The sequence below is a fragment of the Lactobacillus huangpiensis genome (assembly GCF_019972815.1).
GTDB lineage: Bacteria > Bacillota > Bacilli > Lactobacillales > Lactobacillaceae > Lactobacillus > Lactobacillus huangpiensis.
This window is the reverse complement of sequence record NZ_BPPA01000001.1, coordinates 226,492-245,815: the sequence shown is the minus strand read 5'-3', so window position 1 is coordinate 245,815 and position 19,324 is coordinate 226,492. Positions and strand designations below refer to the sequence as shown.

The following is a 19,324-nucleotide window of genomic DNA, read 5'->3' as shown; positions in this document are numbered from 1 at the left end:
ATAATCTCCTTAGAATAAATGCACTATTCTTAAAATATTTAATAAAAGTCCTAAAGCTATAGTAGCTATTGGCCCCACGGCCATATCAACTAGAGGTTTTTTCATTTTTTTATTTAAGAGCCAGGTACCTATGACCCAGAAGAATCCTAGATTTGGTGCCATCTTATTACATGCAATGGCCGCCCCAATTAATAACGAAGTTGAAATGGTTTCCATCAGAGAAGTACGAATATGGTCACCCATATCACGTAAACCTGGAAACTTATCCATTCCTTTAGCGGTAGCACCTAAGGCTTGTACTTCAATCCACATCCAGACAGCACCTGCGATAAAGGCAACTAACGGTTGACCTTTTAATAACAAGCCGATTGCAAAAATTAAAGTTGTTCCAGCCATACCGTAAACACCAGTTACAATAGCGGTTGAAAATACTAAGGGAATGAAGCCAATGGCTCTGGCAAAAGTTGCCATTGCTGCTTCTTGAATTTGCCCTTTAATCAATAACTGTTGAGGAAGAACATCAACTGCAAGAATTAATTCACTTGAAGCAGCAGTGATCAAGCCCCCCATTAATGAAAGCCAAATCCAATTTTTCTTAATTCTTCCGATACGTGCAGAAAAGACATTAACCAAATTTTCGTTTGAGTTATTGGTTCCCTTTACTTTGGCTGCGTAATAAACCATACAAATCATGGCCACTAATAGTGCCATACCGGTTGCGTTCAAAGTGATGGTAATACCATTACCCAAGTTAAAGATTCCAAACTTACTAATTAGAATGTAAGTTACAAAGGTCCAAACAAAGGTAATAAGACCCTTTTTTACATTATGTTGCTCTGCAACTGCAATTGCTGGAAATGCACAAAAGGCAAGCAATATTGGACTACCTAAAAGAGAAAGTGCTCCAAAAAAGTTAAATGGCAGCATTTTGAATAGTTTAACGATCCAAGATAAGCCTAATAATAAGCCAGCACCATAAACTGCTCCAATAGCAAAAGCAGCAGTGGCACCCCATTTATTATCAGGTGTCCAAGTACCAAAAATATCGCAAGCAAGTAAAATACTATGAGCGAGTAAAATCGTTGAACCAATTGATACTGGAATACCAAAACCAATAATTAAGCCAAAACTAACTCCAAAAGATGTTAGAGCTAATTCACGTCTATTAATTTTGTGGTCAAAATATTCTGGATAAATTGGCCTTAATCCATCATTGAAAACAGCAATGCCTTTATTCGCCAAAACTGAACCAACGCCCCCAACCAGGGCTATTAGAACATAATTTATAATTGTAGTCATTGACATTTTTTATCCTCCTTATATTCAATATTCTAAAAATTGAATATTGATATTAAAAACACTATAAAGGTAATGCCTTAACAATTTCTGGCAATACAGTATCTTTAGCATTAAATGTAAAACCAAAAGCAACTTTGCCGCTTTCTACCCCTTTTTTAATTTCATCTGCTTTTAATACCTTAGTTGGTGTAGCAACAGTGAGGGTTTTCCCTGAACCAAGTAAGGCGGTAGCCATCGCTAATGCACCTCCAGCACCAGTTTGACAGGCACCGATGTAAAAATCAGCTTGATGATTTTGAACTGCCATTGCAGCATCCAGGTCACTCTGCACAGTAATTTCGACATTTTTATCGCTTGTTAATTTTTCTAAGTCTTGTCTGATTTCTTCTTTGCCCATTTGGCCTCCAATTACAATTTTTGTCATACTAATGTCCTCCCTTCGATAAAACATTTACTAAATGCATAATAATATACTGATCTTCATCCTTACTCAGGGCAATAGGTGCTTTTGCTTTCTTTTCTAGCCAATATTGCTTTGCTCGTTGATATGCAGGCTTATTTTTTATTTGTTGCCAAAGAGCTTCGGGCATGGTATCAATCACCTCGTTGTTTCTCTGTCTCGAGATAGTCATTGCCACATGAATTAACAGCATCTCTTCTTTATTTCCATTATCATATTTACTCAAATCATTATCAATTTCATTAAGAAATTCTACGTCTAAGTCATTGATTTTACCCGCCTGCAATAGTATATTCAGCTTGTTTTGAGTTTCCTTTTGCATTAAAAATGACCACATCCTTAATATTCTGGAAGAAGTTCACCAGAAATCACTTTTTTCTGTGTACTTAACAATTTATCTACATTTATCGTTTTCTCTAAAATACTTTTTGTAAAAATATCCGTTTTTTTACCTACAAATACAGCTTGAGAAGAGCGAACAGTTAAATTATTGTCTATTTCACTATAATCAAGTGGATAGTTATGTTCGACAACTTCATCTTTGTTCCAAATAGCAAAGTCGATTAGTCCTTCTTCTATACTTTTGCTCACTTGGTTATATGGCATTTGAATTAACTGCACATTTTTTCCTTTGGTTACATACTTTGTTAGCAAAGTATAATCAATGGACTGTGTATCTACCCCAATTCTGGCACCACTTTTTATTTGTGCATCTTCACCTTTTCTGAAAACTAAAACGTGCTTTGTAACATAAGTTTGTTCAGGCAGTACTAAAAATTCCGCCAAGTTGCCATTTTTTTTAATCAAATAATCAGCAGTTAATCCTGAAGTGATAATGAAATTGCTACGATCTTCTTGTAATCCCGAAAGTCTCTTTTCACTACCATTCATATACGAAAGGCTAACCTGAATCTCATTGTTGAAAAATGCCTTGTAAATTCCAGTTGCGAGTCCTTCATATTTTTTAGTATATGGTAGTGGTAATGAACCAACCAATGTATGATTTCCTATATAAGAAAGTAGTTTATGATGATTAACGCTTTCAACAAATGTACCTAAATGACCTCTTGATCTTGTACTAATTGCACCATCCTCCTTTAAGATACTAATTGCTGCCTGCATTGTACCCTGAGATATATTTGATTCTTTGCAAAATTCCTCTACTGTTGGTACGCGATCGTCAGGTTCCAAAAGTAAATACTTTTTTGCTAAAAATGTTAGCGCTAATCCTCTCATTTTATACTGTGCAGTTTGCAATTTTAAAACCCCTTTTTATAGAATATTCAAAATACCGTATATTGAATACGTTTTCAGTATTACTCAAATCGTGCCTTTTGTCAATATGATTTTAAATTTGCCATAATATAACAAATACAAGCTTTAAAGAAAACTTAAAAATAATTAGTAAATCTCCTTAAAAAAGGTCTTTATATAGTTCTTATACCTTACAGTTAAATTTTGATATTTTTACTGATAACTAATATTAAGTTCAAGAAAAAATACATATGAAAAAAACATTGAACAATAAAATTCAATGCTTTTTATCTCGTTGATTTTTTCTTTTTAAATTATGCATTTTGTTTAATATTTTACAGAACTATTGACCCATCACCGAACTACTTAAGAGAGATAACCCCATGAACTTGTCATCTTTGAAACATTTGCTTTTTTAGCAACGTCAAGCAAGGTTACTATTGTTATCTGCCTTTAATCTAAGTACATTTGTTTTAATTGAGCCAAGTCATCATCATTAAAGCCCAATACTTTTTTGAAAAAGGTGGGAAAATCGCCCCAGCCACCACGGACTGTTTCTGTAATGCCGCGAATAGCTATGCCTTCACCTTTAGTTACATTCATTTTTGAAACCATTTGCGTAATTTCATCATTACTTGGTAATTGGCGGGAAACAGCAAAATCATATAACTCGTTAGTTAATAAATAATCGCGGGCAATGGTATCATCATCTACGCCCAGCGCCATTAATATTAAAGCCGAAACCATTCCTGTTCTGTCCTTACCAGCACTGCAATGATAGACCAGTGCTTCATCTTCGGGCAATTCCAGCAATTCCGCAAAAACACGAGCAAACATTTCCTGACTGTGCGAACTAAGCAGAGTTTGCTGGTAAATGCGACCAATAAAGTTATTGTGCATATCAGGAATATGATGTAAAAAACGGTAGACTGAGCGCTTATTTTGCGTGTCATTAATACTGTCTGAATATACTGGTAAATCGACATATTCCACTTCGGGCCAAGACATATCCGGTGAAGAGGACTTCTCGTATTCAGAACGTAAATCGCAATCGACAGTGACACGCATTTTAGCTAACTTAACTTGATCCCTGGCTGTTAAAGAACTAAGCGAATCTGAACGATAAATTTTATTCCATTTAATTGTTTTACCAGTCACACTTTGATAACCGCCAACATCACGAAAGTTCATCGGACTATCTAGTGCAACTATTCGATCATGTGCCAATTTCTTGTCCCCCTTTTTTAAATAACTTATTCACCATGTGCAAAAACCTGAGTAGCTTTTACGGCCTTCTTCCAGCCTTGATATAAATGCTCTTTTTCACTTTCAGGCATTTGAGGCTCAAAGGTCTTGCCTACAACAAAAATATCTTTTAATTCAGCTACATTTTGCCAATAGCCGACTGCCAGACCGGCTAAGAAGGCTACGCCCATTGAAGTTGTTTCCAATACTTTAGCACGTTCGATTTTAATGCCCAAGATATCAGACTGAAATTGGAGCAAATAATCATTATTGGAAGCTCCGCCATCAACGCGCAAGGTTGGAATTTTAATGTCGGAATCAACCTGCATCGTATCCACTACATCTCGCGTCTGGTAAGCCAGCGACTGCAACGTCGCCTTGATAAAATCCTTATCATTTGTTCCACGTGTAATTCCAAAAACGGATCCACGTGCTTCTGAATCCCAGTACGGAGCACCTAAACCTGTGAATGCCGGAACAACGTAAACCTCATTTTCAGACTTCGACTGCCTGGCCGCCTTTTCTGAATCTGCAGCTGTCTTAATCATTTTTAACGAGTCACGCAACCACTGAATAGCACTGCCAGACACAAAAATAGAACCCTCTAAAGCATAGGAAATTCTGCCATTTAAGCCATAAGCAATAGTCGTCAACAGATTATTGTCCGACTCTGTCGGCTGGTCACCGGTATTCATCACGATAAAGGAGCCAGTACCATAAGTATTTTTAACCATTCCTTTTTTCAGAGCCAGCTGACCAAACAAGGCTGCCTGCTGGTCTCCGGCAATACCGGCAATTGGCACTTTGCCACCAAAAAAGGTATAAGACTTGGTATAACCATAGATTTCAGAATTGGACTTAACTTCTGGCAACATTACCTTGGGAATATTGAGCAGTTTCAAAATGTCGTCATCCCATTTTAAGTCGTGAATATTAAACAGCATCGTTCTCGAAGCATTAGTGTAGTCAGTCACATGGACTTCACCATCAGTTAAGTTCCACAAAAGCCAGCTGTCAATTGTACCAAAAAGCAAATCACCATTTTCGGCCTTTTCTTGTGCACCAGCAACATGGTCTAAAATCCAGCGAATTTTGGTAGCACTAAAGTACGGGTCAATTATTAGTCCCGTCTTTTTATGGATCAATTCACTATAGCCATCTGTCTTTAATTTTTCAGCCAAGTCGGTTGTCTGCCGTGACTGCCAAACAATTGCATTATAAATGGGTTTGCCGGTCTTTTTATCCCAAATTACCGTTGTTTCACGCTGGTTAGTAATACCAATTGCTGCTATTTGCCCCGGTCGTACGCCAGAATTAATAATGGCATTGGCAATTGTTGTTTGAACTGCGTGCCAAATCTCCTCAGGTTTATGCTCTACCCAACCAGGTTGAGGAAAATATTGGGGAAATTCTTTTTGTGATGAAGCTATTTTTCTGCCCTGATGATCAATTATCATCGCTCTGGTTGAAGTAGTTCCCTCATCGATTGCCATAATATATTGTTTTAGCATATTGTCTCTTGTATCCTCTCCGACAGAAAGCGGTTTATACTAATTTTACTACCCAGACTTGCTTTTACAAGAAATTATTATAACATTATCCCTATTTTAAGTTATACTGGTTACATAGAGCTTACGTTAAAAAGAGGATACATGAAAATGAAAAAAGAAATTATTGCTTTAACAATAGCGGGAAATGACAGCGATGGCAGTGCGGGGATGTCTGCTGATTTACATTCATTTTATGCCCGTCAAGTATATGGTATGGGGCTTTTAACAGCTGCCGTTGCTGGTAATACAACTGGTATATATGCACAAGAAGTTATGCCTATTTCTTTTATTCAGGAACAATTTGACGTACTAAACGATGATTTTAAAATTGACGCACTTAAAACCGGTATGCTGGCTAACAAGGACGTAATTGCCTGTGTTGCTGCTAATTTGCACAAATATGATATGGGTAAGATTGTACTCGATCCGGTTATTATGACCAAACACGGTGATACCTTGCTTGATGACGATGCCTACCAGGCTTTTCTTGAGCAGTTAATGCCATTAGCCGACATTATTACACCTAACTTTTATGAACAGAAAAAATTAACCGGTTTGAATTTAGCTAGCAAAGATGAAATTCATCAGGGGGCCAAAAAATTGCAGGATATGGGAGCCAAAAATGTTTTAATGAAAGGTCGTCATGATGATTCTGCGCAATCGCAGGTAACAGATATTTTACTCACTGCAGACGGAAAATTTCACGAATTTACCAAGCCATTTATCAATACAGATAGAATTAATGGTACAGGTGACACCTTATCAGCAGTAATTGCTGCTGAATTAGCAAAAGGACAATCAATTATTGCCAGTGTACAGACTGCTAAAGATTTTACTTATGAAGCTATTGCTCACCCCATTGCAGTTGGCTCCAAATACGGCCCAATTAATCATTTTGCAGCGCAGCAAAATCTTAAATAACTATTCTTTGCCCACTTCTAACTATTAAGATATACTTTAAACAAGAAAATAGGGGTTGGTAAACAATGGCGAATAAAATAATCAAGATTGCATATTTATACGAAGACCTGATGAACACCTATGGCGATTCCGGGGATGTTAAAATCATCAGTTTTTTACTTAAAAAGCAAGGCTATACTACGCAAGTTGATAATATTTCTCTTGGTAGTCAGTTCAATGCTTTTGACTATGATTTCATCTTTTTTGGTGGTGGACAGGACTTCGAACAAACTGTTATTGCCAAAGATTTACCGCGTCATAAGGAAACGCTAACCAAGTACATTAATGCAGGTAAACCTATGGTAGGCGTTTGTGGCGGCTATCAACTCGTTGGCACTTATTACAAAACTAACGCCGGTGTGACTATCAAGGGGCTAGATATTCTCCCCTTCCATACTGTTTTTAAAGCAGATAAGCGCATGATTGGCGATACCCGCTACATGAGTGAATGGGGCGAAGTCAAGGCTTTTGAAAATCATTCCGGGCAAACTTATTTTGACGATAAGGATAAGTTGCATCCCTTAGGGGAAATGATTGAAGGCTACGGCAACAACCCGCAAGACCACGTTGAAGGCCTGCGTTATCGCAATTTCATTGGTACCTATTCTCACGGACCGTTGTTAAAAAACTTGAATGTCGCCAACGCCATAGTGAAGATGATTCTTGAATGGCATGATGAGCGAATAGCAGCTAAAACAAATTAATTGCAGAAAAGCTACTAGGAGTAGTAAATGATATGACCCCCGAATTAGGACAATTTCGCAGGTCATATTTTTATGTCTAAATTGTCTAAGCAAGATAAAATTGAAATCTATTATCTTTGGATGATTATCAAATTGGCACTGGTGAATTAAGTTGGCGTTAAATGTATTTTTATTGTTTAGTGAACTAAAACTCATCTATTTTTCTTTGCTATTTTGAGTTGATTTAAACATTATTATAGATATTAAATATCTTTCTTTCGTATAAATAAATGTCACATTTAAATAAATTATTTATTTAATTAGCTATATTGCAGTCTTTAATTACTACATAAAAATACTCCTAGCAAACAAAGTTGTTAGGAGCATTCTTTATTAGAAATAAAATGGCGGGGCTAAAGCATTTTAACCAATCTCTTTGACTTAAAATTTAATTGTTAAATTTATAGATCTCCACCATATTTTTTACGCATCTTTAAGTCATAATGTATTGCAATAAGTAATATCAATGTCCAAACGGCGCATATTACAATTAATGGCCACACATTAACTACTCTTTGAATATATACTGAAACATTAGCTTTAATTGGAAATATGAAGTACATGAATAATGCGCCTCATGGAACCAAAAAAGGAATACAAGATAAAAATATTTCAACATTTTTAGGATATAGTCGTGGTCTACTATAGACTTCTTTTTTGTGTCTACTTACATAAAATATACCTGCTATCACAAGGATAATTAATGAAAGTTGACCTACAAAGTATGAATTGTATAACTGGTGAAGTAGCCATTTTTGAGCCCCCTTAACATACAAACTATATGATAGTCTGTAATGTTTTTAGAATTTTAATCGTGCCAAACTCCTTCGGAGTCTTGTGCAGCCTAGTTTATATCTTGATAAATTCCTGATTTTCTATAGCTGGCATTAAAGTCAGATAAATTAGTTGCCCAGGTTTGTGCCCTGTTTTGTACTATAGCCGAGGCATTTTGCTAAAAGTGCAAGCTTTTATTTAAAAACCACATAACTGAAAATGTAATAAACATTATAAATTCTTTCTATAAAGAATTAATATATATATTAGAAATTATATTAAATTTAGAACTCTATTTTTAATTTTGTTCCTGCTTTCATAATAACATTGATTTTTATGAAAATATGTGCAAAGCCTGCACAATAAGGAAAAAATATTAAAAATAGAATAATTTTTTAACAAAACTAATTAAGGTAATTGACAGAGATTACCCTTTTAAAAAATCTTTGAAAATTAATACTTTAATTAATCAGGCCATGATAGAAATGCTAGATCATAAATTTAAGCTGGCAGCTGATAATATGCTTAAGCTAAAGCTGCTAATTAAAAAGCTTGTCAATATGATAAATTGCTTGTAATAAGGGCAAGAATTGCGGTTTGTCAAAAAGATAAAACTAAAGCTTTAGAACAAGTAAGTTTACTAGAAAAAATTGAGGCGCAACAATTAGCAAATAATTTGAAATCAGAAATCAATGAATTTCTTTAAATTTATTGAACATAGTCTAGTGAACACTTATTTCCTCTATAATCATATAAATTCTAATATGTTCGCAAAATTGTACTTTATCTCCCATATATATTTTAATGAGAGTTACATCGTTGCCTTTGACCTCCCTAACCACTGCGCTGTCAATTGTTGCTATATTTTTTATATGTTGCGACAAGCTCAAAAGGCTCTGCAGATGTATTATTCATCTCAGGCATATTATCGTATTAAACAAGGAAGTAAAAATGAAAAAAACTATAACTGTATTTATTTCAACATTTCTCTTTATAGGCATTGGAATGGGCTTTATACATTATTATAGAATTAATTCTTTAGAAAAAACCGTATATCTTAGTGCTGGCGAAAGAAAATATTCATATAACATAGACACATATAAATGCTTACATAATAAAAAAATTGCTTCTGTTAAAATAACTACTGATAATCAAGGATCTTATGATACGCTTTATTATGTCGGAAAAATTAATAATAGATTTTATGGCTTTCTATTTAAAGATCGTGGGATATTAAGAAAAGCAAAATTAGTTTATATTAAAAAAATTGATGAATAATAGCATATTAGCTTTTAATATAATGATTTCAATAATGCGAAATAACTGAACTAAAAAGGCAGCTTAAGCTTGGTAAGCTGCCTTTTTATAAATTAATGAAATTAACCGTAATATTGATCCTGGTCTAAAGCAGTTTCATCAAAATTAACTATTATAAATTCATAGTTTGAAAAACATTCCATCCAATTGTTATAATAGTCGTTCTCTTTTTTTAGCGACTTACTGTTTTCTTCTCCTTCTATTATAAAAGGCTTTGAACGTATATTAAAGTTTGCATGTATTGCACCCAGCAAATTCAATAAATGCAAGAAATCTTTTGCGGAATCCACACTTACATGAAAAGATTTAAACGAACTATTATTTTCACCAAGATAACTTTTTGCTCTATTATACTCATCAACAGATTCTGCCCTATAATTTTCAACGCTATTTACTTTCTCTTCAATAATAGCTGTCGGAGCTTGTTTTTTTAAAAAATCTAGTATCTTTCTTAATTTTAAAAATTGTTCATCATTCATTTTTATTATTCCATTTAAAAAGCGGTGCTCGGAAACATTATATCTCCTAAGAAACCATCAATTTTACCAATTAAAGTGGCATAGCCATGTCATCTACGAATGCAAGAATATTGCGACTAAGTTTGGCATCGGTCTATACCGCGAGCACTATAACTGACGGTTCTTGCTTTTTTGCTTCCACTAGCATAGTAGTGCATTGTTAGCTCTCCAGACCAATTATAGACTAGAAATACAGGTTTAAGATCAGTTGCTTTTAGTGCATAATATATGCTGCCACTAGTAACCCACATTTTAGAAATTCCTAAATCACCATTAACAGTACTAGGTAAATCTACATTATTATAAAAGTATATCTTGTTTTCCCCAAGTTGCGCACTTTCCTGGGACTTTGAACAATAATTACATTGTTCAATATCAAAATTTTATTATGAAATTGACTAAAGACAAGTAAGAATAAAATAAAAGCGATTTTTGCAGAAGTTACTTCCAATCTTGCTTTTCATAAGCCATCTGCCAAAACTGCAATTCATAATAGCTGCTGCGTACAAATGCAGTTTGCATTTGCTCAAGTTCTTCGTTAGCAGCACTTTCAGCCAAAGAATTGGTTAAATGCAGCATTTTTTCTACGTTGGCACCATACCACTCGCCATCATAAGTATCAATCCACTCTTGATAATAAGAAACCGGTGAGCCCTTTTCTGCCATTTTTTGGCCAATTTCCTGATAGAGCCAGTAACATGGTAAAAGCGCTGCAACCGCTGGTTTAACACCAGATCGATTTAATGTCATATGCATATGGTTAACGTAGTTATAAGCAGTTGGAGCCACCGGAGTTTCAGAAATTTCAGTCGCAGTTATTTTTAATTCTTCAAAAAAATGGCCTCGCACTGATATTTCGACATCTTTCAAGTCTTGCGCCCCTGCCAGTAAAAATTCCTTTACTTCCTGATTATCCGTTTTTGCCGCAATTAATTCATGCAACTTGCTAAATTCTCTTAAATAATAGCGATCCTGCAACAGATAAAATTTAAAAGTTGCAATTGGGAGTTCGCCACTTTGCAATTCCTTAATAAATGGATGCACCATACTTTCATGCCACAATGCCTTCCCAGCTTCGTGCAGTCGATCCGTAAAATTCATGAATATTCTCCTTCGAGTTAAATAATATTGTAAAATGACTGTTAATTATTGTTAATTACATTTTACTAAAGATAAACTCTAACCACTATACTGTTTTTGATTTTTATGCACAATCTTCTAATAACAGTCAAAATACCAGCATATATAGCGTAAACAGATATCAACTTTATCAACCTACTATTGTAATCAGTAATAAATTCCGTTATAATTGTAAGCGATAACACGAGGGGTGCCTTTTTGGCTGAGATGAAAATTTTTCAGACCCTTTGAACCTGTAAGTTAATACTTGCGTAGGAACGTGTCAAAACTGCTTAAGCTTTGGCATTTCCATATGCCAAAGTTTTTTTATTAGTCAAAAATTTTAAGGATATTAAATTAGGAGTAATAAAATGCAGTTAAAATTATTAGACAAATTGCGAGCAGAAAACCCGGTTATTTTCAATATTGCTAATTTTGTAACAGTTCAAGACGTGGCCAATGCTGTTAATGCTATTGGTGCTTCACCAATTATGAGCAATGAAGTTGCTGAAGCGGAAGAAATAGTGCGGATGGCTTCCGCTGTAGCAGTTAATATTGGCTGCTTAACCAAGCAGCAAATTAACCACATTAAAAAAGTGGAAGATTTAGCGCGCCAATATAATAAACCCATAGTATTTGATCCCGTTGCCGTTGGCGCCGTGGAGTACCGTTATAAAATCACAGATAAACTTTTATGGGATTTTCATACTAGTATTATTCGGGGCAATATTGGTGAGATAGCTGCCTTAGGTGGCTTTGATTGGAGCTCAAAGGGGATTGATGCAGGCTCCGGTTCTGGCGATATTGATGAAATTACTGCTAAAACTGCTCAAAAATATCGTTGCACAGTCATTGCGAGCGGACCTACAGACACAATTAGTGACGGTAAAAGAATAGCCCATGTCCATAACGGCTCACCCCTTTTTAAAACTCATGTCGGCTCAGGAGATATGTTAACCAGTATTGTCACAGCTTTTACAGCTGTTGCTGACGATCCTTTTGAAGCAGCTCAAATAGGTGCTTTAGTTTTCAGTTGCGCCGGTCAATTAGTAGTTAAAGATCATCCCAATGTCGGACCCGCTACTTTTGGCATGTATCTCATGGATTATCTGTATAAAGTAAAAGTTGCAGATATTGAACAAATTGCTGATTTTGATTAAGGAACTTTATGATGACTGAAAAAATTAATTCTTTTCCCCAGGTTTTAACTATTGCCGGCACTGATTCAGGTGGCGGTGCTGGAATCATGGCTGACTTAAAAACTTTTCAAATGCAAAAAGTATTTGGTACAGCTGTAGTAGTAGCAGTGACAGCACAAAACACTTTAGGTGTGCAAAAGTCTTTTTTACTTCCCTTAGAAATGATCGATGCCCAATTCGCCTCTCTGGCAGAAGATTTCCACATCCGTGCTTGTAAAACAGGAATGTTGGGCGATGCAGATCACGTCCACCAAGTTGCACTTAATTTGCAAAAGTATGACTTTGGTCCTATTACCATAGATCCAGTGATGATTGCTAAAGGGGGCGCACCATTATTAAGTCAAGATGCTGTCGCCACCGTTAAGAATGAGCTGCTGCCTTTAGCCGATCTTATAACACCCAACTTGCCAGAAGCGGAGACTTTAACTGATATCAAGGTACAAGATCAAGCCCAATATCCAGAATTAGCTCATAAATTACAAGATATGGGAGTTAAAAATGTGCTAATTAAAGGCGGTCATGCAAGTAGCGAACAAGTAAAAGATTATGCTTTATTTGCTGATGGTTCCGATCTTTGGGTCAGCAGTTCCAGAATACATACCGAGCGCACCCACGGCACCGGTGACACGTTAGCTGCAGCAATTACGGCTCAACTGGCTTTAGGTCAAAGTTTACCGTCAGCAATTAAAATTGCTAAAAAGTACGTTACCAAAACTATTAAAGAAACTATTCAAGTTGGTCATGGTCACGGTCCTTTAAATCATTGGGCTCAGTAATTTAGGAGAAATAATGAAAGACTTTAACACTGATTTTTTACATGCTTACTTTATTTGTGGCAGTCAAGACGTTCCAGAAGGTAAAACATTACCGGGCATAGTCAAAGAAGCACTTGCTGCAGGTATTACTGCTTTTCAATTTCGGGACAAAGGCTCTAATTCAACTTTAAGTGAAGCCGAGAGACTCCCCATGGCACAAAAGCTGCACCAATTGTGTTATGCACATCAAGTACCTTTCTTCATTGACGATGATGTTCAGCTAGCACAACAAGTTCATGCCGAAGGCGTTCATGTTGGGCAAAGCGATGAAGAAATCAGACAGGTCATTAAAGAAGTTGGCAGTCAAATGATTATCGGCTATTCTTGCTCGAATTTAACGCAAGTTGAACAAGCCAATAAAATTAGCGGAATTGATTATTATGGCAGCGGTCCAATTTATGCCACCCAATCTAAAAGTGATGCCGACCCCGAAATTGGTATTGCTGGCTTAAGCCAACTGGTCAAAAGCACAACCCGGCCAATTGTTGCTATTGGTGGGATTACCGCTAGCGACTTAAGCGCAATCGCTAAAACTAAGGCAGCTGGGGCTGCAGTAATTTCTTTGATTGCCCAAAGCAATGATATTAAGCAAACCGTTAGTCAAATGCTTACAGCACCATGGATGAAAAATGACTAGTATATTTTAAAAACAAAAAAATGATTCTGCACTTGGCAGAACCATTTTTTTATTGATGATAAACAGTTATAAATTGATAAAAATATCAGTTAAATTTTGGAATTAACCTAGCTGGGCAATCTTTTGCAGTGTTCTGATCATTTGGGCTACAAAACCGGACTCATTATCATACCAGGCGTAACCTTTGACTAGTTGTACCCCATTATCTCCAGTTTCAACTTGGGTAAGAGTTGGATCAAAGACCGAACCAAATTCAGTGCCAATAATATCTGATGACACAATTTGGTCGTCATTATAGCCAAAAGAAGCATTCCCTTCAGTATGCTTTTTAATTCTAGCATTAAATTCTTCAGCTGTAACTTTTTCTCTTAAAATGGCAGCTAGTTCAGTAATAGAACCAGAAATAACAGGGACTCGTTGAGCAATACCCGTAAGTTTGCCGTCCAGTTCAGGTATAACTAGGCCAATCGCTTTAGCTGCTCCAGTTGAATGCGGAATAACGTTAGCAACAGCGGCACGAGCATTACGGACATTGCCACCACGATCAGGTCCATCTTGTAACATTTGTGAAGCAGTATAGGCATGCGTTGTAGACATAATTCCCACCTGAATGCCAAATTCATCGTTCATTGCCTGTGCTAATGGTGCTAAACAATTAGTGGTACATGAGCCTGCGGAAATAATTTGATCAGAGTCAGTTAATTGATCATCATTTACGCTATAGACAATAGTTTTCATATTGCCTGCAGGAGCAGAAATTAATACTCTTTTAACACCGGCATCAAGGTGAGCTTGGGATTTTGCAGTTGAAGTATAAAATCCAGTGCATTCAAGTACTATTTTAACTCCGTCGTTTTTAACCCACGGAATTTGACTGGCATCTTTTTCCGCATAAACCGGAATATTTTTACCATCAATTACAATACTATTAGTTGTAGCAGTTACTTCATGATTAAATTGACCATGCGCAGTATCATATTTTAATAAGTGTGCTAACATAGCTGGTGAAGTTAAGTCGTTGATTGCGACAATTTCGATGTCGTCACTGGCCACTTCATAAATTCGCCGTAAAGCAAGCCGACCGATGCGACCAAAACCATTAATACCAATTTTTGTAGTCATAATAAGTTCCCCCTTTAGATTACAAAATTAGTATATTAAAACAAATTCACTCTGCATAATCCGAGATTGTAATAGGGTTATCACTTTTAATGATATGGAGTATTATGAATTTTAACGATTTATATATTTACCAAACAATTTATGAAACTAGATCACTGAATAAAGCGGCATTGAAATTGGGCTACACTCAATCCAATATTACGGCCAGGCTCAAAACAATGGAGCGAGAACTGAAAGCACCACTTTTTGTGCGTTCTAATTTAGGGGTCAGACCAACTAAAAATGGGCAAAAAATGTATCATTTTGCGACTAAGGCACTACAAAACTATCAAGACTTCAAAGACGATTTAACCAGTAACAAACCCAAAGTTTTAATCTCCGAATTGCTTTTTGGCTATATTATTACCCAAAAGAAACAGTTTGCACTTGATCAATATGAAGTCATTATTAAAAGCACTAATGAAATTCAAGAATTATTGACTAAGCATCCCTATGACATGGTCTGGGCCTTTACTCCGATCACTTTACCCCAATATTCGTTAATCAAGAAAAGCCATTTACAAGCCTGTTTTTTAAAAGGCAAAAAGCAGGAAAATAAAAGAGTACCGGTTGCCATAAACGCAGACATAAATTGTCCGTTTCGTAACTTGACTCTCAAATTAACGCAGAATAAAAACAGCGTCACTGAAATTGATTCGTTGGAAATGATTTTAGAGCTGGTCAAAAAAGGCCAGGCAACTGCATTATTGCCTAAATACTTAATGGATGATGATTTAGTTGCAGCTGATTCGCAAAGTTGGAATATCCCCTATTATTTTTATCGCTATCAATTATAGACAAGTAAAAAGACGCCATATTCGTTGGTTAAAATTTTGGCAAAATTAAAAGTAGCAAACTGAAAACAGTTTGCTACTCCAAATTGCCCAATCTTTTAGTATTAAGAGGAACTAACTTTGCTTCTTAAACAACAGGTGTACGCCGCCGTCTGCTAATTTTTTGGCACTTACAAAGGCAAATAAATCATCAATATATTTACCTAAAGTGTTAAAAGCAGATTTTTGTTGGGAATCTCCGTTTACATGTGGTGCAACTACTAAAGAAATTTCATCAACTAAGTGTTCCTTTAAAAAGACACCGTCAATAATTGAGCCACCGCAAACAGCAAGCGTTGTGATATTAAAATGCTGTTTTAACTTAACCAGAACTTCTGTTAAGTTAAATTCCTGCTCACCACTAATAATATAAGGAATTTGTAAGGTACGTAAGTAAGCTAAATAATTTTTACTTGCCTGCTTAGTAACTATTTCAATTGCATGCATCTTATAACCATTATATTCGAAATAGTTTTGTGTCCAGTTGCATTTGCCCTTGCGATCAAAAGAAACCGACCAGGTTTGTGACTTAATATCCGGCAGCCAATCTTCGTATTCAATTTTATCTGCAGGATATTTGCTTAAATCAATCTGTGCGTTAGCTGGCGTGGCATACATTTGAATAGTTTCACGACCATTAGCATCAGCATTGCTTAATTCAAATAATTCATCTGAATAATATTGACTAGAAATACTACTACCGTATTTGCCATCAATTGAAACATACATGTGGACAATAACTTTACCACGTTTCATGGGTATACCAGTCTTTCTATCACTTTTCATTTTATTATAAACAGTTTGGTTTTATCGCTTTTTAACATTAACCAAGCTTGTTCATCCGACGATTAGATTAATGGTAATACTTCAAGTGAACTTTAAGTCAACATGAATTTTTTCTACCTATAAAAAACGACAAACTATTAATAGCTTGTCGTTCCTCAAATGTTTAAAAAAGTTCCTTTAAATACGTTTCATAAACTGGACACAGATTAAACGCATACTTTCTGTAAGTCCGCGTTGCTAACGGGTCTGTAGAGTCAAATTCACCACTTAAAGTTTGATATTTTGCTTGTGCCCAATTTAGCAATTGCTGTTGCAATTGGTCTAATAAATTAGGCTTAACAGCACACATCCATCCTAAAGTCAATTTTTGAGGGGTATCCTCAAAAGAAAAGCAATAAGCCTTAATTTGTCCAGCAGCAATTAGCGCTAAGGGGGCGTGTTCAAGTTGATCAGTGAAAATGGTTTTGCTCCACTCACTAAGAGGTATCTTTGCAACCGGATTTGCTAAATGATTTTTTTGATAATCTGAGAAGCTCACTTGTGCCAGCCTATTCATTATTACAGAATCTTTTTTTATTTCGTGTAGAGTGACCATCTGCAAATCAGTATCTATCAGAATATTTTTCAGTGCCCTTTTCAAAGGTATCTGGGGTTCTACAGTAGTTCTGATTAATTTAAAACCATTTTTTTGACCAATAGCATTAAAGAGCAACTGCGGTGCATAATCATAAGTAATTAATGCGTTTTGGTGATTTTTTTGGGCTTTTGCCGTTAAATCCGTCAGTATTTGCTCATAAACCTGCATTTGTTCACCGCTGGTTAATCTAGGTGCAAGATAGCCCGCAAAATTTAAGGAATAAGGGTGAAAAGCATTTTGCCAACAGGTCATTAATCCGACTGGCTTATTTTCCAGATAATAGGCTTGTGTATGTTGAGGAAATTGTTCTACAGCTTCCTTAATTTTTCTATCTGGACTTACATTGGCTAATAGTGAGCCATACATAATTAATAATCTCCTTTATGGGCTATTTTTTCGCCCGTAAAATTTTGGTCTTGGCATCATTGTAGCCGTCAATGTAGCGTTCTATTTCAATTGCTTTATTCTGGGTAACACGATTAACTAAGTTAACACCTTTTTTAGGAAAAACCTTGAAAGAATGACTCTCTGCATAGTCCTTTTTGGCTTGTTCATAACCCATTTGATAATCACTGAGAGAACTCTTTTCCACAGCAGTTTTTGCTGCATGATAGGTATAATCATTGGTATCATGCCATTTTTTATAGGCTTTTTCAGCATCTTTATAGTTTCCGGCTTCATAATTTTCTTTGACATAATCATGTAATTGTTTTAAATTAACCATTTTATTTTTCCCAAGTTAAATATAATTAACTTCCACATCACCCATGCTGAAATGCCCAGTTAGCATTAATGTAGGACCGTCACCGGTAGATTCGTCATTAATATCTAATTCTCCCAGAGCTAAGTTCAAGTTATCACTGTTGACTTTCCATGAAGTTGGAACGTAAATTTCAATCTCACCCATAGTGCCACTAATGTCAACGGTCACTACATCGCCTGCAGCTTTAGCTTGATCAAGGTAGACTTCTACTTCACCCAAAGAAGAATTAATTGTTATACTGCGTAAATTTTGTGAATGAACGTAGCGCGAAACTGATGACAAGCGCTGATTGATTACTATATCTTCTCCATCAACTTTTCCAGTACCGCTACTGAATACGTTATTATCAATTCTTGAACGATTATTGCTAAAGTTCTTCCATTTGCCGTCTTTTTTTTGGTTAAAATAGACTATCCTGGGAAACCAGCTTCTCTTAAAAATCAGCGTTAAACCTAAATAAATTAATAACGCCGCCACTAAGACCGTCCATGGTACAATTTTGGTAATATGCAAGGGTTCAGCGTAAACAATTAATAAAAAGGCAATGGAAAAAGTTGTACCAAACAAGCTTTTATTAGCCACGCTTTCGATCAGTGCTGCTCCGAATATGATAGTCCAAATAATCATGCTTACTTTTAAATGAAATGAAAGCAGATGCAGCTGATTAAGGACTAAGAATACGGCAGCTGCTACTAGAGCAATGCCCCAAAATATTTCTCTAAGTTTAAATTTTTTCATTATGATGACCTTCTCTCGTTTAACCTATCATTCAAATTGTGATAGTAGTGACGTGAAACATAGACAGTTTTATAAGAATCGCGAAAATTAATCTTACAGTTAGAAATCGAACGTGTTAACGCATAAATTTGATTTAAATTTAAAATTGTTGACTTAGATACCCGCATGAACTGATTATTTAACAAATTTTCTAGTTCATAGAGTTTGTAGTCTACGGTAAAGGCATCCTTGGCAGTATGTGCAATCACCTGTTTATCTTCTGTTTCAAAAAATAAAATCTCATTCATGCTCAAGTAATAGGACACATTATCTTTTTTGCCTTCTATTTGGTCAGGATGTTCACTGATACCTTGCAACTGTCGGTATATCTGTTCAACTTCTGGCGTCACAGATTTAGCATGAATTGTTACACTGGTATCGTCATCTTCCATATCCGGATTCAGTTCTATTTTTATTTTCACGCTTCTCACCTGCCCTTCATCACTTGATGATTTAATTAAACGCTTATTTTAATGT

General features: G+C 35.7%; 23 protein-coding genes and 1 riboswitch. Of the genes, 7 read left to right on the top strand and 16 right to left on the bottom strand.

Annotated features, from left to right (window positions below; translation table 11 throughout):
* Nucleotides 1-9: 9 nt before the first annotated feature.
* The 6 genes from LDM90_RS01175 to glpK all read right to left on the bottom strand — a co-directional run bounded on the left by LDM90_RS01175 (nucleotide 10) and on the right by glpK (nucleotide 5,769).
* Nucleotides 10-1,305 carry a YhfT family protein gene (locus tag LDM90_RS01175; RefSeq protein ID WP_187154092.1) on the bottom strand — a complete coding sequence of 432 codons (1,296 nt, stop codon included), beginning with the start codon at nucleotides 1,303-1,305 and terminating at the stop codon, nucleotides 10-12.
* A 55-nt stretch (nucleotides 1,306-1,360) separates the two neighbouring features.
* Nucleotides 1,361-1,723, bottom strand: a complete 363-nt coding sequence (locus LDM90_RS01170) for a DUF2620 domain-containing protein (RefSeq protein ID WP_198212572.1) — start codon at nucleotides 1,721-1,723, stop codon at nucleotides 1,361-1,363.
* Between the two features lies 1 nt (nucleotide 1,724).
* Nucleotides 1,725-2,081 (bottom strand): PRD domain-containing protein, encoded by a 357-nt coding sequence (locus tag LDM90_RS01165; protein WP_198212574.1) that lies wholly within the window; start codon nucleotides 2,079-2,081, stop codon nucleotides 1,725-1,727.
* Nucleotides 2,082-2,098: 17 nt separating this feature from the next.
* Nucleotides 2,099-2,995, bottom strand: coding sequence for a GntR family transcriptional regulator YhfZ (gene yhfZ / locus LDM90_RS01160; protein ID WP_223898640.1), 897 nt, complete (start codon nucleotides 2,993-2,995; stop codon nucleotides 2,099-2,101).
* A 471-nt stretch (nucleotides 2,996-3,466) separates the two neighbouring features.
* Nucleotides 3,467-4,240 (bottom strand): tyrosine-protein phosphatase, encoded by a 774-nt coding sequence (locus LDM90_RS01150; protein ID WP_223896246.1) that lies wholly within the window; start codon nucleotides 4,238-4,240, stop codon nucleotides 3,467-3,469.
* 26 nt (nucleotides 4,241-4,266) lie between these two features.
* Nucleotides 4,267-5,769 (bottom strand): glycerol kinase GlpK, encoded by a 1,503-nt coding sequence (gene glpK, locus LDM90_RS01145; protein WP_223896245.1) that lies wholly within the window; start codon nucleotides 5,767-5,769, stop codon nucleotides 4,267-4,269.
* Between the two features lie 147 nt (nucleotides 5,770-5,916).
* On the opposite strand from glpK, the gene thiD (LDM90_RS01140) reads away from it, so the two are divergent.
* Both thiD (LDM90_RS01140) and LDM90_RS01135 read left to right on the top strand, forming a co-directional pair.
* The gene (thiD, locus tag LDM90_RS01140) at nucleotides 5,917-6,729 is read left to right on the top strand and encodes a bifunctional hydroxymethylpyrimidine kinase/phosphomethylpyrimidine kinase (protein ID WP_223896244.1); all 813 of its coding nucleotides are present in this window, start codon (nucleotides 5,917-5,919) and stop codon (nucleotides 6,727-6,729) included.
* A 65-nt stretch (nucleotides 6,730-6,794) separates the two neighbouring features.
* A complete protein-coding gene (locus LDM90_RS01135; RefSeq protein WP_223896243.1) occupies nucleotides 6,795-7,472 on the top strand; it encodes a type 1 glutamine amidotransferase in 678 nt (225 codons plus the stop codon).
* Nucleotides 7,473-7,912: 440 nt separating this feature from the next.
* On the opposite strand, the gene LDM90_RS01130 is transcribed toward LDM90_RS01135, so the two are convergent.
* Entirely contained in the window at nucleotides 7,913-8,074 is a 162-nt protein-coding gene (locus LDM90_RS01130) for a hypothetical protein (protein WP_223896242.1), read from the bottom strand.
* A gap of 1,162 nt (nucleotides 8,075-9,236) precedes the next feature.
* Between LDM90_RS01130 and LDM90_RS01125 the strand changes: the two genes are divergently transcribed.
* The gene (locus tag LDM90_RS01125; RefSeq protein ID WP_223896241.1) at nucleotides 9,237-9,563 is read left to right on the top strand and encodes a hypothetical protein; all 327 of its coding nucleotides are present in this window, start codon (nucleotides 9,237-9,239) and stop codon (nucleotides 9,561-9,563) included.
* Nucleotides 9,564-9,664: 101 nt separating this feature from the next.
* On the opposite strand, the gene LDM90_RS01120 is transcribed toward LDM90_RS01125, so the two are convergent.
* The 3 genes from LDM90_RS01120 to tenA all read right to left on the bottom strand — a co-directional run bounded on the left by LDM90_RS01120 (nucleotide 9,665) and on the right by tenA (nucleotide 11,221).
* Complete coding sequence (locus tag LDM90_RS01120; RefSeq protein ID WP_223896240.1) at nucleotides 9,665-10,081, bottom strand: hypothetical protein; 417 nt, start codon at nucleotides 10,079-10,081, stop codon at nucleotides 9,665-9,667.
* 116 nt (nucleotides 10,082-10,197) lie between these two features.
* Nucleotides 10,198-10,371 carry a hypothetical protein gene (locus tag LDM90_RS01115; protein ID WP_223896239.1) on the bottom strand — a complete coding sequence of 58 codons (174 nt, stop codon included), beginning with the start codon at nucleotides 10,369-10,371 and terminating at the stop codon, nucleotides 10,198-10,200.
* A gap of 190 nt (nucleotides 10,372-10,561) precedes the next feature.
* Nucleotides 10,562-11,221: a thiaminase II gene (tenA, locus tag LDM90_RS01110; RefSeq protein ID WP_223896238.1), complete on the bottom strand. Its 660-nt coding sequence runs from the start codon at nucleotides 11,219-11,221 to the stop codon at nucleotides 10,562-10,564.
* 215 nt (nucleotides 11,222-11,436) lie between these two features.
* A riboswitch (TPP riboswitch) is annotated at nucleotides 11,437-11,535 on the top strand.
* A 75-nt stretch (nucleotides 11,536-11,610) separates the two neighbouring features.
* Between tenA and thiM the strand changes: the two genes are divergently transcribed.
* The 3 genes from thiM to thiE are packed head-to-tail and all read left to right on the top strand — an operon-like array spanning nucleotide 11,611 to nucleotide 13,890.
* Entirely contained in the window at nucleotides 11,611-12,399 is a 789-nt protein-coding gene (gene thiM / locus LDM90_RS01105) for a hydroxyethylthiazole kinase (protein WP_223896237.1), read from the top strand.
* Between the two features lie 11 nt (nucleotides 12,400-12,410).
* Nucleotides 12,411-13,214, top strand: coding sequence for a bifunctional hydroxymethylpyrimidine kinase/phosphomethylpyrimidine kinase (gene thiD, locus LDM90_RS01100; protein WP_198180544.1), 804 nt, complete (start codon nucleotides 12,411-12,413; stop codon nucleotides 13,212-13,214).
* Between the two features lie 10 nt (nucleotides 13,215-13,224).
* Nucleotides 13,225-13,890 (top strand): thiamine phosphate synthase, encoded by a 666-nt coding sequence (gene thiE / locus LDM90_RS01095; RefSeq protein ID WP_373307156.1) that lies wholly within the window; start codon nucleotides 13,225-13,227, stop codon nucleotides 13,888-13,890.
* Between the two features lie 102 nt (nucleotides 13,891-13,992).
* Here the strand turns inward: thiE and gap are convergent, their stop codons facing one another.
* Complete coding sequence (gene gap, locus LDM90_RS01090; protein ID WP_223896235.1) at nucleotides 13,993-15,012, bottom strand: type I glyceraldehyde-3-phosphate dehydrogenase; 1,020 nt, start codon at nucleotides 15,010-15,012, stop codon at nucleotides 13,993-13,995.
* Nucleotides 15,013-15,116: 104 nt separating this feature from the next.
* Here gap and LDM90_RS01085 point away from each other — a divergent pair, with 104 nt between their 5' ends.
* Complete coding sequence (locus LDM90_RS01085; RefSeq protein WP_223896234.1) at nucleotides 15,117-15,848, top strand: LysR family transcriptional regulator; 732 nt, start codon at nucleotides 15,117-15,119, stop codon at nucleotides 15,846-15,848.
* Between the two features lie 111 nt (nucleotides 15,849-15,959).
* On the opposite strand, the gene LDM90_RS01080 is transcribed toward LDM90_RS01085, so the two are convergent.
* From LDM90_RS01080 to LDM90_RS01060, 5 genes are all read right to left on the bottom strand, one after another.
* Nucleotides 15,960-16,670 carry a dihydrofolate reductase family protein gene (locus LDM90_RS01080; RefSeq protein WP_223898638.1) on the bottom strand — a complete coding sequence of 237 codons (711 nt, stop codon included), beginning with the start codon at nucleotides 16,668-16,670 and terminating at the stop codon, nucleotides 15,960-15,962.
* Between the two features lie 163 nt (nucleotides 16,671-16,833).
* Nucleotides 16,834-17,673 carry a hypothetical protein gene (locus LDM90_RS01075; protein ID WP_223898636.1) on the bottom strand — a complete coding sequence of 280 codons (840 nt, stop codon included), beginning with the start codon at nucleotides 17,671-17,673 and terminating at the stop codon, nucleotides 16,834-16,836.
* 22 nt (nucleotides 17,674-17,695) lie between these two features.
* Nucleotides 17,696-18,031, bottom strand: coding sequence for a hypothetical protein (locus tag LDM90_RS01070; RefSeq protein WP_223896231.1), 336 nt, complete (start codon nucleotides 18,029-18,031; stop codon nucleotides 17,696-17,698).
* Between the two features lie 15 nt (nucleotides 18,032-18,046).
* The gene (locus tag LDM90_RS01065) at nucleotides 18,047-18,808 is read right to left on the bottom strand and encodes a LiaF transmembrane domain-containing protein (RefSeq protein ID WP_223896230.1); all 762 of its coding nucleotides are present in this window, start codon (nucleotides 18,806-18,808) and stop codon (nucleotides 18,047-18,049) included.
* The gene (locus tag LDM90_RS01060) at nucleotides 18,808-19,269 is read right to left on the bottom strand and encodes a LytTR family DNA-binding domain-containing protein (protein WP_045928768.1); all 462 of its coding nucleotides are present in this window, start codon (nucleotides 19,267-19,269) and stop codon (nucleotides 18,808-18,810) included. The genes LDM90_RS01065 and LDM90_RS01060 overlap by 1 nt, the downstream gene beginning before the upstream one ends.
* Nucleotides 19,270-19,324: the final 55 nt, after the last annotated feature.

Bases quoted from the DNA above. Each gene is read 5' to 3' on its own strand.
- LDM90_RS01175 (WP_187154092.1), bottom strand. From the start codon at position 1,305: ATGTCAATGACTACAATTATAAATTATGTTCTAATAGCCCTGGTTGGG.
- LDM90_RS01170 (WP_198212572.1), bottom strand. From the start codon at position 1,723: ATGACAAAAATTGTAATTGGAGGCCAAATGGGCAAAGAAGAAATCAGA.
- LDM90_RS01165 (WP_198212574.1), bottom strand. From the start codon at position 2,081: ATGCAAAAGGAAACTCAAAACAAGCTGAATATACTATTGCAGGCGGGT.
- yhfZ (WP_223898640.1), bottom strand. From the start codon at position 2,995: ATGAGAGGATTAGCGCTAACATTTTTAGCAAAAAAGTATTTACTTTTG.
- glpK (WP_223896245.1), bottom strand. From the start codon at position 5,769: ATGCTAAAACAATATATTATGGCAATCGATGAGGGAACTACTTCAACC.
- thiD (WP_223896244.1), top strand. From the start codon at position 5,917: ATGAAAAAAGAAATTATTGCTTTAACAATAGCGGGAAATGACAGCGAT.
- LDM90_RS01135 (WP_223896243.1), top strand. From the start codon at position 6,795: ATGGCGAATAAAATAATCAAGATTGCATATTTATACGAAGACCTGATG.
- LDM90_RS01130 (WP_223896242.1), bottom strand. From the start codon at position 8,074: ATGTACTTCATATTTCCAATTAAAGCTAATGTTTCAGTATATATTCAA.
- LDM90_RS01125 (WP_223896241.1), top strand. From the start codon at position 9,237: ATGAAAAAAACTATAACTGTATTTATTTCAACATTTCTCTTTATAGGC.
- LDM90_RS01120 (WP_223896240.1), bottom strand. From the start codon at position 10,081: ATGAATGATGAACAATTTTTAAAATTAAGAAAGATACTAGATTTTTTA.
- LDM90_RS01115 (WP_223896239.1), bottom strand. From the start codon at position 10,371: ATGTGGGTTACTAGTGGCAGCATATATTATGCACTAAAAGCAACTGAT.
- tenA (WP_223896238.1), bottom strand. From the start codon at position 11,221: ATGAATTTTACGGATCGACTGCACGAAGCTGGGAAGGCATTGTGGCAT.
- thiM (WP_223896237.1), top strand. From the start codon at position 11,611: ATGCAGTTAAAATTATTAGACAAATTGCGAGCAGAAAACCCGGTTATT.
- thiD (WP_198180544.1), top strand. From the start codon at position 12,411: ATGACTGAAAAAATTAATTCTTTTCCCCAGGTTTTAACTATTGCCGGC.
- gap (WP_223896235.1), bottom strand. From the start codon at position 15,012: ATGACTACAAAAATTGGTATTAATGGTTTTGGTCGCATCGGTCGGCTT.
- LDM90_RS01085 (WP_223896234.1), top strand. From the start codon at position 15,117: ATGAATTTTAACGATTTATATATTTACCAAACAATTTATGAAACTAGA.
- LDM90_RS01080 (WP_223898638.1), bottom strand. From the start codon at position 16,670: ATGAAAAGTGATAGAAAGACTGGTATACCCATGAAACGTGGTAAAGTT.
- LDM90_RS01075 (WP_223898636.1), bottom strand. From the start codon at position 17,673: ATGTATGGCTCACTATTAGCCAATGTAAGTCCAGATAGAAAAATTAAG.
- LDM90_RS01070 (WP_223896231.1), bottom strand. From the start codon at position 18,031: ATGGTTAATTTAAAACAATTACATGATTATGTCAAAGAAAATTATGAA.
- LDM90_RS01065 (WP_223896230.1), bottom strand. From the start codon at position 18,808: ATGAAAAAATTTAAACTTAGAGAAATATTTTGGGGCATTGCTCTAGTA.